The organism is Enterococcus sp. AZ197 (assembly GCF_050556405.1).
In the GTDB taxonomy this organism is placed as follows: domain Bacteria; phylum Bacillota; class Bacilli; order Lactobacillales; family Enterococcaceae; genus Enterococcus; species Enterococcus faecalis.
This window is the reverse complement of sequence record NZ_CP187873.1, coordinates 871,370-887,500: the sequence shown is the minus strand read 5'-3', so window position 1 is coordinate 887,500 and position 16,131 is coordinate 871,370. Positions and strand designations below refer to the sequence as shown.

The following is a 16,131-nucleotide window of genomic DNA, read 5'->3' as shown; positions in this document are numbered from 1 at the left end:
TCTATTTCACTCCCCTTCCGGGGTGCTTTTCACCTTTCCCTCACGGTACTGGTTCACTATCGGTCACTAGGGAGTATTTAGCCTTGCGGGATGGTCCCCGCGGATTCCGACGGAATTTCTCGTGTTCCGCCGTACTCAGGATCCTCCTAGGTGTTGTTAGCATTTCGTCTACGGGGCTTTCACCCTCTTTAGCGGAATTTTCCAAATCCTTCAACTATACTAACAGACTACCATATCGGAGTCCTACAACCCCAACAAGCAAGCTTGTTGGTTTGGGCTCTTCCCGTTTCGCTCGCCGCTACTCAGGGAATCGAATTTTCTTTCTCTTCCTGCAGGTACTAAGATGTTTCAGTTCTCTGCGTCTACCTCTAATCAGCTATGTATTCACTGAAAAGTAATATCCTATAAAAGATATTGGGTTCCCCCATTCGGAAATCTCTGGATCATAGCTTACTTACAGCTCCCCAAAGCATATCGGTGTTAGTCCCGTCCTTCATCGGCTCCTAGTGCCAAGGCATCCACCGTGCGCCCTTATTCACTTAACCTTATCAACCTTACGGTTGGGTCTTGATCACTTCTTCTAGCGATAGAAGGTTAATCAATAAATAAGCAATTGAACTTATTAAAAAACTCATTCAACGCGGTGTTCTCGGTTTGTTTTGATTCTTTTTACTTCAATATCCAGTTTTCAATGAACGAATCTGATAGCAAAAGCTATCAATGGAGCCTAGCGGGATCGAACCGCTGACCTCCTGCGTGCAAAGCAGGCGCTCTCCCAGCTGAGCTAAGGCCCCGAACTTATTTGATTGAGAGTAGACCTCTCAAAACTGAACAAAGTAAAGACGAAATGTGTATTTCCGTAATATTCCTTAGAAAGGAGGTGATCCAGCCGCACCTTCCGATACGGCTACCTTGTTACGACTTCACCCCAATCATCTATCCCACCTTAGGCGGCTGGCTCCAAAAAGGTTACCTCACCGACTTCGGGTGTTACAAACTCTCGTGGTGTGACGGGCGGTGTGTACAAGGCCCGGGAACGTATTCACCGCGGCGTGCTGATCCGCGATTACTAGCGATTCCGGCTTCATGCAGGCGAGTTGCAGCCTGCAATCCGAACTGAGAGAAGCTTTAAGAGATTTGCATGACCTCGCGGTCTAGCGACTCGTTGTACTTCCCATTGTAGCACGTGTGTAGCCCAGGTCATAAGGGGCATGATGATTTGACGTCATCCCCACCTTCCTCCGGTTTGTCACCGGCAGTCTCGCTAGAGTGCCCAACTAAATGATGGCAACTAACAATAAGGGTTGCGCTCGTTGCGGGACTTAACCCAACATCTCACGACACGAGCTGACGACAACCATGCACCACCTGTCACTTTGTCCCCGAAGGGAAAGCTCTATCTCTAGAGTGGTCAAAGGATGTCAAGACCTGGTAAGGTTCTTCGCGTTGCTTCGAATTAAACCACATGCTCCACCGCTTGTGCGGGCCCCCGTCAATTCCTTTGAGTTTCAACCTTGCGGTCGTACTCCCCAGGCGGAGTGCTTAATGCGTTTGCTGCAGCACTGAAGGGCGGAAACCCTCCAACACTTAGCACTCATCGTTTACGGCGTGGACTACCAGGGTATCTAATCCTGTTTGCTCCCCACGCTTTCGAGCCTCAGCGTCAGTTACAGACCAGAGAGCCGCCTTCGCCACTGGTGTTCCTCCATATATCTACGCATTTCACCGCTACACATGGAATTCCACTCTCCTCTTCTGCACTCAAGTCTCCCAGTTTCCAATGACCCTCCCCGGTTGAGCCGGGGGCTTTCACATCAGACTTAAGAAACCGCCTGCGCTCGCTTTACGCCCAATAAATCCGGACAACGCTTGCCACCTACGTATTACCGCGGCTGCTGGCACGTAGTTAGCCGTGGCTTTCTGGTTAGATACCGTCAGGGGACGTTCAGTTACTAACGTCCTTGTTCTTCTCTAACAACAGAGTTTTACGATCCGAAAACCTTCTTCACTCACGCGGCGTTGCTCGGTCAGACTTTCGTCCATTGCCGAAGATTCCCTACTGCTGCCTCCCGTAGGAGTCTGGGCCGTGTCTCAGTCCCAGTGTGGCCGATCACCCTCTCAGGTCGGCTATGCATCGTGGCCTTGGTGAGCCGTTACCTCACCAACTAGCTAATGCACCGCGGGTCCATCCATCAGCGACACCCGAAAGCGCCTTTCACTCTTATGCCATGCGGCATAAACTGTTATGCGGTATTAGCACCTGTTTCCAAGTGTTATCCCCCTCTGATGGGTAGGTTACCCACGTGTTACTCACCCGTCCGCCACTCCTCTTTCCAATTGAGTGCAAGCACTCGGGAGGAAAGAAGCGTTCGACTTGCATGTATTAGGCACGCCGCCAGCGTTCGTCCTGAGCCAGGATCAAACTCTCATAATAAAAGTTAGAACAATCTTGCGATTGTTAAGCTCAATTGTTTGCTAGCATATTGCTTGCTTGTTAAAAATGTTTGTTGTCTTGAATTGAATCAAGACGCCCTACACATTTGGTTCGTCTATTCTTTGTTCAGTTTTCAAAGGTCTACGTTACCTCGCAGCAACTTTTATATCATAACAAACTTTCGTTTGAATGTCAAGAACTTTTTTTAAAAAGTTTTTTAAGTTGTTTTGCTCGGTCGTTGCCGCCTGTTGTGACAGCTTCTATATCTTATCATTATCTCAGTTGTTTGTCAACAACTTTTTAAAAAATTTTTGTTATTTTATAACAAGTTTTTTTGATCAAACGATTGATTTAAAAGCAATCTCTTTAACGACTTTGTTATTCTAACATGTTATTTATCTTTTCGTCAAGAAAAATTTTTAACTTTTTAAAACTTTTTTCTTAACGAACTGTTTGTCAGAACAGATATTAATATACCAAGGATTTTTCTAAAACGCAACTATTATTTTGCAGAAAAATAACATTTTTTTCAATTTCGAACGATGAATATTTTCTGCAAAGAAAACATTCGTTTCTTTATCTTATAATCCCTTTTCTCTTACTGAAATGTTCGTTAATCATTCGTAAAAAAAGCAACGTACTTTATTGTACGTTGCTCTCTTCTTTTATTCCAGCGATTGGAATAAAAATTCTAAAGATCGTTCCTTGATGCAATACGCTTTCTGCATCAATACGTCCTTTATAGTTTTCGACTAATTGTTTTGCAATCGATAGACCTAAGCCATTACCACCTTTATTTCTTGCACGGGCTTTATCTACTCGATAGAATCGATCAAATATTTTCTCCAAGTCTTCTTCAGTGATTCCTTCACCAAAATCTTGCACAGCTATTTCAAATTCATTCATCGTTCGAGAAATGGAAATATGCACTTCTTTTCGATCTGTTGAATATTTAATCGCATTATCTAATAGAATAATTAGCAATTGTTCAAAGTGATTACGATAGATTTTCAGTTCAACTTCGGTTGGTAAATCGTCATCTAATGTGATATGAAACTCAGGATAAACCAATTGGAAGTTATTAAATACTTGGTAGACTACTTGTTTAGCATCTGTTCGTTCATTTGCATATTGGGTGTCCACTTGTTCAGCGCGTGAAAGGTCAAGCATTTCTTGGACCAAACTCTTCATACGACTAATTTCTTGTAAACTGGCCTTTAATGATTCATCTAAAATTTCAGGATCGTCTTTCCCCCAACGATTTAAAAGGTTTAAATGGCCTTCCATAATCGCAACGGGCGTTCTTAATTCATGGGAAACATCTTCAACAAACTGCTCTTGTTGTTCGATATAGCGTCTCATACGATCTAACATTTCATTAAAGATTTCCGAGATATCTGCTAACTCATCTCTCGTATTAATCTCCGGCATGTGGACATCTGATTGCGGGTCTTTGCGGATTGTATCCATCGTATCTCTCAATACTTTTAATGGTTTTAAGAAATAAGAAGAGAGGATAAAGCCTAAGACACTACTTACAATCAGAGAAATCACTTCTAAAACTACAAGTGTTAATAATAAATGATTACGAATTTCATAAAAAGAAGAAAGTTCATAAAACGCTTGAATATAGCCAATCTTTTCTCGTGTTTCTTTTGAAAAAATAGGTTCCACGGAATAAAAACCGGTTTTATCAAAAACGGTTCGAACAACAGGTAATTGTCGATCCAATTGTAATAACTTATCATATTCATTTTGTGTTTTAAAAACTAGCTTTTGGTTTGTGTCATACACAGATAAATAAAGTTCTGGTTGTCCTAGTTCAGATATGAAACTGTCCATTTCCATAAACGAACCTTCTACTGCTGTATGCTTATTATAGTAGTTTTCATCTCTTTCACTCGGCGTTTTTAAATAGTCAAAAACGTCTGTTACCGTTAAATTTTCATTGGCATTAGCTAATCGATTTGTTACTTCTGCAATCGTTGCTTCGACATTTTCCTTTTCTTTGGCAACAATAAGACTAACAGAAGACTTATAGGTAATCACCGCAAAAATGGTAAAAACTACAAATATAAAGAAAGAACTTGCGAAAGCCCACTTTATAGTTAAAGATGGGCCTTCCAGTTCTTTTTTAATCGTTCTTTTCATTAATTAGTTCTCACGAACGCATAACGTAGCCAGTTCCACGGACAGTTTGGATGTAGCTTTCTTCTCCAGGTACGTCAATTTTATTTCGCAAGTAGCGGATATATACATCCACAACGTTTGTTTCTACTTCTGTTTCATAGCCCCAAACTTTATTTAGTAACACATCACGTGCCAAGACAACGTTCACGTTTTCCATTAGCGTTAATAGTAATTCGTATTCGCGTTTTGTTAATTCAATCATTTCAGAATTACGACGAACGACACGATTTTCTTTTTCAATTGTTAAGTCACGATATGTAATCGTTGTTTGTTTTGCAACGTTTTTATCGCCCTCAATATCAATACGACGAAGTAACGCACGTAAACGAGCTAACAATTCTTCAATTGCAAATGGTTTAACAATATAATCATCCGCTCCATGGTCTAAGCCAGAAACACGGTCAATTACTGAATCACGCGCAGTCATCATAATAATTGGTGTATTTTTCACTTGGCGAACACGGCGACATACTTCTAATCCATTTAATTCTGGTAACATCAAATCAAGAAGGATAGCATCCCATTCGTTGTTAAGAGCGGCTTCCAATCCTGTACGACCATTGTAGTGTACTTCTGTCGTATACCCCTCATGTTTTAATTCAAGCTCAACGAATCTCGCTAAGTTCTTTTCATCTTCAATAATTAAAATGTTGCTCATTTGATTAATTGTCCTTTCTCTTTAAAAGCTATACTCAAGCTCAACCTTTTTATTCCTTACTACTTATTAGAGAATTACTACTCAATCTGTCTGGTTCTTTTTTAAGCCACAGTAAAACCATGAGCATGGTGAGCCACACTCATGGTCTCCAGCGTGTTTATTCTTCGTTGTACCAGCTGTAATGGTAGATTCCTTCTTTGTCTGTGCGTTCGTACGTATGAGCACCGAAGTAATCACGTTGTGCTTGAATTAAATTCGCTGGTAAGCGATCTGAACGATAAGAATCGTAATAAGCAATTGCAGATGAGAATGTTGGTACAGGAACACCTGCTTGAACAGCAATCGCAACAACTTCACGAACGGCTTGTTGATATTTTTTCGTAATTTCTACGAAGTATTCATCTAACAACAAGTTTTCAAGTGCTGGATTTTTTTCATATGCATCGGTAATTTTTTGTAAGAATTGTGCACGGATAATGCAACCTGCTCGCCAGATTTTTGCAATTTCACCAAATGGTAAATCCCATCCGTATTCTTCAGAAGCTGCACGGAGTTGTGCAAAACCTTGCGCATAACTCATTAATTTACTAAAGTATAATGCTTCGCGAATTTTTTCAATCAATTCTTTTTTATCGCCTGCAAAGTTAAAGGCTGCAGGTTTTGATAAAATGCCACTTGCTTTTACGCGTTCTTCTTTGTAAGCCGAAATAAAACGTGCAAATACTGATTCTGTAATTAATGGTAATGGTACACCAAGATCTAACGCACTTTGGCTTGTCCATTTACCTGTTCCTTTGTTGCCTGCTGCATCAAGAATAACATCAACGATTGGTTGGTCGGTTCCTTCATCATCTTTACGTGTCAAAATGTCAGCCGTGATCTCGATAAGGTAACTGTCTAATTCGCCTTCGTTCCATTCTTTGAAAATCTCTGCCATTTCATCAACAGATAAACCTAAGATTTGTTTCATTAAATCGTAGGATTCAGCAATTAATTGCATGTCCCCATATTCAATCCCATTATGAACCATTTTTACATAATGTCCAGCACCATTTGGGCCAATGTAAGTCACACATGGTTCACCGTCTTCTGCTTTAGCTGAAATTTTTTCAAGAATTGGCGCAACTAACTCATACGCTTCTTTTTGTCCGCCAGGCATGATAGATGGTCCTTTCAAGGCTCCTTCTTCTCCGCCAGAAACGCCAGTACCAATAAAGTTAATTCCTGAGTTTGCTAGTTCTTCATTACGTCGCATTGTGTCTTTGAAGAACGTATTACCGCCATCAATTAAGATGTCGCCTTTATCAAGGTGTGGTAACAATTCTTGGATTGTCGCATCTGTTGCAGGTCCAGCTTTAACCATCAACATAATTCGACGAGGTTTTTCAATTGCATTCACAAATTCCTCAATTGAGTATGTTGCTTGAAAGTTTTTGTCAGGATGTTCTTCAACCACTTCTGTTGTTTTTGATCCTGTACGGTTATACAGCGCAACTGTATAGCCTCTGCTTTCAATGTTTAAAGCAAGATTTTTTCCCATGACAGCCATGCCGACTACGCCAAATTGTTGTTTTGTCATTTTATGACCTCCTATATTATAATCAACGAAAATTCTATGAGCATTCTCTTATAATCCTCACTATTATAACGCACTATCTTTCATATGAAAACAATATAGTGCCAATAAATTTCCAATTTCTTCATATTTTCTTAAAAAAATACAAATCCCCTAGGCTCCATGGTTAGCCTAGGGGATTCAACATTTCAAAAAATGTTTTTATGCTTATGCTTCTTTAGACATTACGTCTTTTCCATCGTAGTGACCACATGCTGGACATACGTGATGGCTTTTTTTCATTTCACCACAGTTTGAGCATGCATTTAAGCCTTTGATTGTTAATTTGTAGTGTGTGCGACGTTTTGCTTTTTTCGCTTTAGAAGTTCTTCTAGCTGGTACTGCCATTGTTGTTCCACCTCCTTGTAAAGATGCGTGTATTTACATACACAATATATTCCAACCTAGCTGTTATCTTCCTCTTCAGCATTATCGCTGAGTAATTCTGATAGTTTAGCCAGACGAGGATCCACTGTTTGTTCTGCTGCTTTCTGCTTACTTTCCAAATATGCTTCTTCTGAAATCACTTCCCAGTCATTGCCACTTGGCATTTCTTGACTGTTTTGTTCTTCTTCTGTAAGCACTTGAATTGGAATGGACAATAGAATGTTGTCTTCGACAGATTCATCTAAATCAATTGTTGGCTTGTCCAATAAAATAATCTCTTCAGCTGCAAATCGTTCATCTCTTGTATCCATTTGTTCTTTTGTCATAAAAACTTCATCGACCGTGATTTGCATTGGCAAAGCCACAGGTTCTAAAGAACGGGATGAAGGAACGGTTACAGTTACCTGAATAGTATAATGAAGTAAATATTCTGATTTATTGACTGCTAATAAGCCTTCTACTTTGATTGGACTTACATCCAACAAGGTATCATCTCGTTGAAGAAGCTCTTCTTTAAGATGCAATGTTTCTGAAAACACTAGCGGCTCTTCTTTGTATTTATTTAATTCTAACAAAGACCACTTCATAATTATCACTCCTAAGCAACAAAAGCTATTATACAGGGGTATGAAAGCTTTGTCAATGAAATTTTCTTGACAGCCCTTTCTTATTTCCTGTTTTTCTTTCGTTTTTTTTATAATTGTTTTTCTGTTGAAGATAACTTAGCGCTTATTTAATTAAATAACAAATTTTTTGTGTGAAATAACATAAATAATTTAAAACTAAGACATAATTTTACTATTTGCGCCCAACTCTTTATTTACTGAATACGTGTTTTCTGAACATTTCGTACTACTGTCTTCTTTGAAAAAAAAGCTGAGACAAACTGACGAATCGGTTTGTCCCAGCTTTGCGTCCGAGTACATATTGCTTAAAATCAAATGATTGAATTAATTAGACTTAGATAGCTGTTGTTGCTCCGCGGTAAACAATACCACGACGAGGATCAACAGTAATCACTTCGTCATTATTAATTAATGATGTTGCATCTGCAGCACCTACGATAACTGGAATATTTTGCGCAATCGCTACAACAGCTGCATGAGAAGTTAAACCACCTTCTTCAACAACTAATGCTGATGCTTTTTCAATTGCAGGCATGTATTCTTTATCTGTTGTTTTTGTAACTAAAATAGCCCCTTCAGTCGCTTTAGCAACTGCTTCTTCAGCAGTTCCTGCAACAACGGCTTTTGCAATAATTGCTTCTTCGCCGACACCTTGACCTTGAACTAATTTAGAACCGATCATTTGAATTTTCATTAAGTTTGTTGTGCCTTTTTCGCCAACTGGAACACCAGCAGTGATAATGATTAAATCACCTTCTGAAGCATAACCTTCTTCTTGTGATACTTTTGAAGCTAAATTAAACATTTCATCTGTGCTTGATGGTTTGTCAGCAACTGTTGCGTAAACACCCCATGATAATGATAAGCTACGTGCTTTTTGTTCTGAGAACGTAATTGCAACGATATGTGCTTTTGGACGGTATTTAGAGATCATACGTGCTGTGTGGCCTGATTCTGTTGCCGCAACGATTGTTTGGATACCCAAGTTACGTGCTGTATGGCCAACAGATTGTCCGATTGCTTCAGTCATATCTGTTTTGCTATATAATTTCAATGCGAATGAATCTTGGTTAACTAATGTTTCTTCTGTACGAACTGCAATACGAGCCATTGTTTGAACAGCTTCTAATGGGTAATCCCCTGCTGCAGTTTCGCCTGATAACATTACTGCATCTGTTCCATCGTAGATTGCGTTTGCTACGTCATTTGCTTCCGCACGTGTTGGACGTGGGTTACGTTGCATTGAATCTAACATTTGTGTTGCAGTGATAACTGGTTTACCTAAAGCATTACATTTTTTAATTAAAGCTTTTTGGACAACTGGAACATCTTCTGTTGGAATTTCAACACCCATGTCACCACGAGCAACCATTAAACCATCAGAAACTTTTAAGATTTCATCGATATTATCGATACCTTCTTGGTTTTCGATTTTAGGAATGATTTGGATGTGTGTTGCGTTTTCTTCTTCTAAAATTTTAGTGATTTCTAAAACGTCAGAAGCACGACGAACGAAGCTAGCTGCGATAAAGTCAATTCCTTGACCAATTCCGAAACGGATATCGTTAGCATCTTTTTCAGTGATCCCTGGTAAGTTTACAGAAACGCCTGGTACGTTAACGCCTTTTTTGTTTTTCAAGACGCCTTCGTTTTTAACAACTGTTACGATTTCGTTTGCATCACGGTCGATATCAGTTACTTCTAAATCGATTAAACCATCATCTAAAAGAATGTGTGAACCTACGTTTACATCATTGATTAATTCTGGATAAGTGATTGAGAATTTTTCATTTGTTCCTAAAACTTCTGTCATAGAAATACGTACTGAATCACCAATTTTCATTGTGATTGCGCCATTTTCCATGTCATTTGTGCGGATTTCAGGACCTTTTGTATCTAGTAAGATCGCTACGCGTTTCCCTGTAATTTTTACAGCTTCACGAATGTTTTTAATACGAGCACCATGCTCTTCGTAGTCACCATGTGAAAAGTTCAAACGGCAAACATTCATACCTGCATTAATTAAGTTTACTAGCATATCAACGGATTCACTAGCTGGTCCAATCGTACATACGATTTTCGTTTTTTTCATTACTAAAACGCTCCTATTCCAAATTTGTTTATACAAAGCTAATAAGATTAGCTAATATACAAGATTAAAAAGAAATTTCATGATTTAACTCATAAAGAGATAAATCTGGTTTGTGTTTATTGTTTTCTAACGTGTCAATAATATCAGCTGCAACTACTTGGTTATCTAACATACCGATACATAAACCGCCTTTGCCTTCTTTTAGAAGTTCAACAGCATATGACCCAAATTTACTTGCTAATACACGGTCACGAGCACTTGGCGAGCCCCCACGAACCACGTGTCCTAAAATTGATACACGCGTATGGAAATCACCGTATTCAGAAAGTTTATCAGCAAATTCATTTCCGCCCATTACGCCTTCTGCTAAAATGATTAAGCAATGTTTTTTCCCGCGGTCGCGGCCTTCTTGAATACGTTTGGCAACGTTTTTCATATCAAAATCATGTTCAGGAATAATGATTTCATCTGCTCCGCCTGCCACGCCTGACCACAATGCGATATCACCAGCGTTACGTCCCATTACTTCGATAACGAATGTACGAACATGAGAAGTTGCTGTATCACGAATTCGGTCAATTGATTCCAAAACAGTGTTAATCGCTGTATCAAAACCGATTGTGAAATCTGTTCCAGGAATATCATTATCAATTGTTCCAGGAATTCCAACAGCGGGGAAACCACGTTTTGTCAAAGCCATTGCGCCATGATAAGAACCGTCTCCACCAATAACAACTAAGCCTTCAATACCGAATTTTTTCAATTGTTCGATTCCTTTTAATTGCCCTTCTTCAGTAGCAAATTCAGGATAACGAGCAGAGTACAAGAATGTTCCACCACGTTGAATCTTATCGCCAACGTCAGCAACATCTAAACGACGGATGTCGCCTGCGACTAAACCGGCAAATCCATAGTTAATACCGTAAACTTCGATTCCATCAAAAATACTTTTGCGTACGACTGCACGAATTGCAGCGTTCATTCCAGGGGCATCTCCCCCGCTGGTTAAAATACCAATGCGTTTCATTCGCTATTTCACCTCATATAATATACTTTCAACTGCCAAAAGAAACCTTTTCGCAAAAATTGATATACAAAAATATTACGTCATTCATTTTACCATTAAAGAACCAAAATGTCTTGAGTTAAGAAGAAAAAAATGAAAAAAGTTGAAAACAACTAGTATTTTTTACCGTAAATCATTTGAAAATGACGTTTTGCTCGCCTAAAACGTAAGCTAATTGTTGCTGACTAGCGCTTGTATGAGCGACCCAATTTTCTTCATTTAATACTATTTTCTTTCCTGTTTTTTCAAAATAGACAATCACTGGAATGTGTCCAGCATGACGACTGAGTACCTCTTTCATTTTCTGAAAAACGTCCGTTTGTTCGACATCTTTTGTAATTCTGATAAAACACGTTTCGTCACTAATTGATGTTTCTACTTGTTGCGCTTTTTCTATTCGTTGAACCAATATTTGCAATTCTTGATTGTACGTACTGCGTTCCACTTTTCCTTCCACATAATAAACTTGCCCTTTCTCGACACTCTGTCTTAACTGGCGAAAAACAGTTGGGAACAACGTTAGTGAAATACTTCCTGTTGTATCATCCCCATCAACAAAGGCCATTTGTTCTCCCTTTTTGGTCCGAATCGTCCGAATGTTTTTGACATAAATCAATAATTTCGTGGGCTGATTTTCAACAAGTTCATGAACAAGTTGCGTTTGCTTGGCTAAGCGTGTTTTTTTGAACTCTTCTGTCGGATGTCCTGATAAATAGACTCCTAAATATTGTTCTTCTTGTTCTAGTCGCTCTTCTAGCGGATAATCGGCAATTTCTTCTTCCTTTGGCTTCAACGTTTCTAACAAATCCATACTACCACCGCTGAGAAGAATACTTTGGATATTACTCTCTAAACCTACCGCTAATTGACGGCGATTAGGCGCAATTTCGTCAAATGCACCGATGGCAATCAATGGTTCGATATTTTCAACTTTCAACCACTTACGGTCAATTCGCAAAAGAAACTCATCGAACGTTTTGTACGGTCCATTTTCTCGGCGTTCATTTAAAATATTTTGAATGAAGTCTCGGCGGATTCCTTTTAAAGAACTAAAACCAAATAAAATTTGCTGTTGCTGATTTAGGTAAAAGCTGTAGTGACTTTGGTTAATTGACGGCTGCAAAATCGTCTGCTTGTTTTTTCTAGCTTCGCCAATATATTCTTTAATTTTTGTTGGATTATGACGAACAGAATGCAACAATGCGACATAAAAAGCACTCGGATAATGAACCTTCAAGTAAGCCATTTGAAAACCAATAAAGGAATAGGCAAATGCATGCGAGCGGTTAAAGCCATAATTAGCAAAGCGCTCAATATAATCGTACACTTGGTTAGCTGTTTCTTGGGGATAGCCTTGTTGTAACGCACCATTAACAAAATGATTTCGTTCTTCATCTAGCACATCTTTTTTCTTTTTACTAATGGCCCGACGTAAAATGTCAGCTTGCCCTAAAGAGAAGCCTGCCATTTTCGCAGCAACTTGCATAATCTGCTCTTGGTAAACAATAATTCCGTACGTATTTTCCAAAATGGGGGCGAGACTAGGCTCTGGATAACTAATTTGTTCCAAGCCTTTTTTCCGGCGGATGAAAACATCAATATTTTGCATCGGACCAGGACGATACAGGGCATTGACAGCAGCAATATCTTCAATGCTAGTCGGCCCTAATTTTCTTAATACATTCCGAATTCCAGCAGATTCAAACTGAAAAACACCACTTGTTTCCCCTTTTCTAAATAAAGCCAGCGTCGTTTCGTCATCTAATGGAATCTGATTCAAACGAATGGTTTGATTATAGACGCGTTTAACAGCTGTGAGGGTATCATCAATGATGGATAAATTTCTTAAGCCCAAGAAATCCATTTTCAGAAGACCAATTTTTTCAACATCATTCATAGTAAATTGGGTCAATAAAATTTCATTCGATCCTAGTTGTAACGGAACCAAATTCAAAAGATTTTCATCACTAATTACCACACCTGCTGCGTGCGTAGAAACATGGCGAGGCAATCCTTCTAGCTGAACAGCTGTTTTATAGAGCAATTGATTATTTGGTGAAAAATTGACCAATTCTTGCATCCGTTTCGACTCTTGGTACGCTTCTTCTAACGTAATTTTCAGCTTGTTGGGGACAGCTGCCGACCAACGATTCGCTTCACTCTGGGACAACCCGAAAACACGTGCAACGTCCCGTAAAACCATTTTCGCAGCCATCGTACCAAACGTGGCAATTTGCGCCATGTGATAATGACCATATTTTTGACTGACATAAGCTAAAACTTCCTCCCGCCGATTATCAGGAATATCTAAATCAATATCGGGCATCGTGTAGCGTTCCGGATTCAAAAAACGTTCAAAGAGCAAATCATATTTGATTGGATCTACATCTGTAATTGATAGCACATAGGACACTAAAGAGCCTGCAGCTGAACCTCGGCCAGCGCCTGTAACAATTTGATTGTTATGACAGAAGTCCATCACATCCCAAACGATTAAAAAGTAATCATCAAAGCCCATATTGTGAATGATGGTTAACTCTTTTTCTAATCGTTTTTGGTAAACTTCATTTAGATGAGGCACTCTTTCTGGTAATTTTTCTAAACACAATGTGCGTAAATAAGAACCAGCCGTTTGATTATCAGGCACAGGAAAATGCGGTAATAATTTTTGATGTAAAGGAATGTCAACTCGGCAATTTTCAGCTAGCTGAATCGTATTCTGGACCACTTCTGCACCAGCTATTTGAAGCATTTGTTCCATCGTCGTCTCTGCTTCACGCAAGTAATTCAGACCTTCTATTTCCGGTGTTTGACTTGTAATATTCAATTGATTATTTTCTTTGATGCTCTCAAGAACAGTTACGGCAAAGCCTTCTTCCCTTGTTAAATGACGTACCTCTTGCAAAGCCACGCCAGGTAATTGTTCTCTTTGGTAAAAAGAAAAGAGCGCTGAATTACGTTGTTGATTCATTGAAAAAGAATGTTCAACAAATAACGACTGGGGATCAAAATATGAAGCAAGTTGTTGGAAAGCGTGAACCGCTTGTTGTTCATCTTCAAAAAATGTTTGGGCGACTTCTCCTTTGGCTGACAAAGTCACGGCAAATAAATCACTTAATAAGGATTGATGTTCCGCTAAGTAAAAGGGACCCTCTGTCGTCATTTTGCTGCTAGATAGTTGCATTAATTGCTGATACCCTTTTAAATTTTTAGCAAATAAAAGCAACTCGGAATGCCCTTCTTTTTCTGCTGGGGTATATTCTAATCTTAAACCGATAATTGGTTGAATTCCCGCTTCTTGGCATGCTTCATAAAATTCAACCACCCCATGCAAGACATTGATATCGGTAATCGCTAATGTTTGATAACCTAACGCTTTCGCTTGTTTTACATAGGAACGAATCCTAACCGTACTAGATAAAAGCGAATAGGAAGTAACGGTATGTAATTGTGGAAATGACATTGGACAGCTCCTTTTTGAATCCTTGCTATTTTTTTCCTCTTCTCTTATTTTCCTATCGCGGATTCTTTACTTTTGAAGAAAATATGCTAAACTAAGAGCTAGAAAAGAGGTGCTCATATGCGTTATCTTGTTGTATTTTTCTGGACCTTCGCATTAGGCCAAGTCGTTGGATATATCGGCGGTGCATTATCTGGTGGTTCATACGACTTTAAAATGACAACGATTCTATCGTTGGCAACAGCCGTTATTATTTTATTAATTGCACACTTTGCAGTACCGAAAGAAACCAAACCTGTTAAATAAGAAAAAACCAGTTACTAAAGTTATTGTAACTGGTTTTTTTATCTTTTCAACTGTTTAGAGCTTTTTATTTAAAACTTTTCGGAAATTAAAGAAGGACAACCCAATGTTTCCTAAAACGAAACAAGCGGTTACCAGAAAAACAGAAGAATAGCCAAAACCATGGGCAACTGTCGACCCTACCATCGGTCCTAAAACTTGACCGAAATTACTACACATCTGATTGTAACTATAAACTCTACTTACGCCCTCTGTTGGCGTTATTTTACTAATTAACGTATTAATCGATGGCATTAATGCGCCTGTTGAAAAACCTAAAAGGAATCGTAAAACACCTAACTGAAAAGGTGTTTGCACAAACGCCATGGGAATGTAACAAATAAAAGAAAGAATTAATCCGCCTAATAAAACTTTTTGGTTCCCAATGCGGTCCCCAATTTTTCCCAAAGTTGGAGAAGAAATAATTGCTGAAACACCGGCAATCGAAACAATCAAACCACTAACAAATAATACATTCTCTGTATCGCCACTTAAAGATCGAATATATAGCGTTAAGATTGGGCTGATACTTGTAATTCCTAATTGTAAAATTAACGTAGTCACAAACAAACCAATCAATACTGAAACATGATCCATCTTACTAAAAATTTCTTTCGTCGTTAATAAATCCTTTTTCTCAACTGGTTGAAAATCTTCTTTAACTAAAAAGATAGTCAACAACGTTGTAATGAATAAAATAACGCCGGTAATAATAAAGACATTTTCCATTCCAAACCACTGTGCCAACGCACCGCCAATCGATGGCGCAATTAACGTCCCAGCAATTGCACCTGTTGATAATGTCCCTAGAGCCCAGCCATTTTTCTCTTTTGGCGCCTGCGACGCAATCATCGCTGTTGCGTTAGGAATATAGCCGGATAAAATCCCGTTCATAAAACGCATAATCAACAGCCAGTATACATTAGGGACAAATGCTAACGCCCCCATTGTGATCGTCATTCCTGCTGCAGCGCGAATCATCATAATTTTCCGACCTTTTCGATCAGCTAAATTTCCCCAAATCGGTGCAACAATCGCAGCAGCAAACGCCGTGACAGAAATTGCCAATCCAGAAAACAACTCTACTTGACTCTTAGGCGTCCCTAATTGTTCAACGTATACTGGAATAAACGGCATAACTAAGCTAATACTCGCCCCTGTAAAAAAGCAACCAATCCATGCGACTAATAAATTCTGCTTCCATTTTATTTTCATACTTTTATCCACCTTATCACCTCTTCACCTACCACTATACTCTAAA

At 39.1% G+C, this 16,131-nt stretch carries 10 protein-coding genes, 1 tRNA gene and 2 rRNA genes (1 of these 13 running past the window's edge); 1 reads left to right on the top strand and 12 read right to left on the bottom strand.

Annotated elements, in window-relative coordinates:
- The 11 genes from IGK82_RS04350 to dnaE form a co-directional block, all read right to left on the bottom strand.
- Positions 1–545, bottom strand: a 23S ribosomal RNA gene (locus IGK82_RS04350); it reaches 2,368 nt to the left of the window's first position.
- 176 nt (positions 546–721) lie between these two features.
- A tRNA-Ala gene (locus tag IGK82_RS04345) sits at positions 722–794 on the bottom strand.
- Positions 795–873: 79 nt separating this feature from the next.
- Positions 874–2,434 (bottom strand): 16S ribosomal RNA (locus IGK82_RS04340).
- Together the 16S and 23S rRNA genes with 1 tRNA gene alongside form the textbook arrangement of a ribosomal RNA operon.
- A gap of 642 nt (positions 2,435–3,076) precedes the next feature.
- Positions 3,077–4,585, bottom strand: a complete 1,509-nt coding sequence (locus IGK82_RS04335) for a HAMP domain-containing sensor histidine kinase (RefSeq protein ID WP_002363430.1) — start codon at positions 4,583–4,585, stop codon at positions 3,077–3,079.
- Positions 4,586–4,595: 10 nt separating this feature from the next.
- Positions 4,596–5,282 (bottom strand): response regulator transcription factor, encoded by a 687-nt coding sequence (locus IGK82_RS04330; protein ID WP_002355954.1) that lies wholly within the window; start codon positions 5,280–5,282, stop codon positions 4,596–4,598.
- Positions 5,283–5,439: 157 nt separating this feature from the next.
- Positions 5,440–6,861, bottom strand: a complete 1,422-nt coding sequence (gene gndA, locus IGK82_RS04325; protein ID WP_002355953.1) for an NADP-dependent phosphogluconate dehydrogenase — start codon at positions 6,859–6,861, stop codon at positions 5,440–5,442.
- Between the two features lie 204 nt (positions 6,862–7,065).
- Complete coding sequence (rpmF, locus tag IGK82_RS04320; RefSeq protein ID WP_002355952.1) at positions 7,066–7,245, bottom strand: 50S ribosomal protein L32; 180 nt, start codon at positions 7,243–7,245, stop codon at positions 7,066–7,068.
- Between the two features lie 56 nt (positions 7,246–7,301).
- Positions 7,302–7,871, bottom strand: coding sequence for a YceD family protein (locus IGK82_RS04315; RefSeq protein ID WP_002363429.1), 570 nt, complete (start codon positions 7,869–7,871; stop codon positions 7,302–7,304).
- Positions 7,872–8,244: 373 nt separating this feature from the next.
- Complete coding sequence (pyk, locus tag IGK82_RS04310) at positions 8,245–10,002, bottom strand: pyruvate kinase (protein WP_002355949.1); 1,758 nt, start codon at positions 10,000–10,002, stop codon at positions 8,245–8,247.
- A 64-nt stretch (positions 10,003–10,066) separates the two neighbouring features.
- Positions 10,067–11,029, bottom strand: a complete 963-nt coding sequence (pfkA, locus tag IGK82_RS04305; protein WP_002355947.1) for a 6-phosphofructokinase — start codon at positions 11,027–11,029, stop codon at positions 10,067–10,069.
- 172 nt (positions 11,030–11,201) lie between these two features.
- Positions 11,202–14,531, bottom strand: a complete 3,330-nt coding sequence (gene dnaE / locus IGK82_RS04300) for a DNA polymerase III subunit alpha (protein WP_016622298.1) — start codon at positions 14,529–14,531, stop codon at positions 11,202–11,204.
- A 117-nt stretch (positions 14,532–14,648) separates the two neighbouring features.
- Between dnaE and IGK82_RS04295 the strand changes: the two genes are divergently transcribed.
- Positions 14,649–14,834: a YjzD family protein gene (locus IGK82_RS04295; protein ID WP_002355945.1), complete on the top strand. Its 186-nt coding sequence runs from the start codon at positions 14,649–14,651 to the stop codon at positions 14,832–14,834.
- Positions 14,835–14,888: 54 nt separating this feature from the next.
- On the opposite strand, the gene IGK82_RS04290 is transcribed toward IGK82_RS04295, so the two are convergent.
- On the bottom strand, positions 14,889–16,085 hold the full coding sequence (locus IGK82_RS04290) for a multidrug efflux MFS transporter (protein WP_002381323.1): 1,197 nt from the start codon (positions 16,083–16,085) through the stop codon (positions 14,889–14,891).
- Positions 16,086–16,131: the final 46 nt, after the last annotated feature.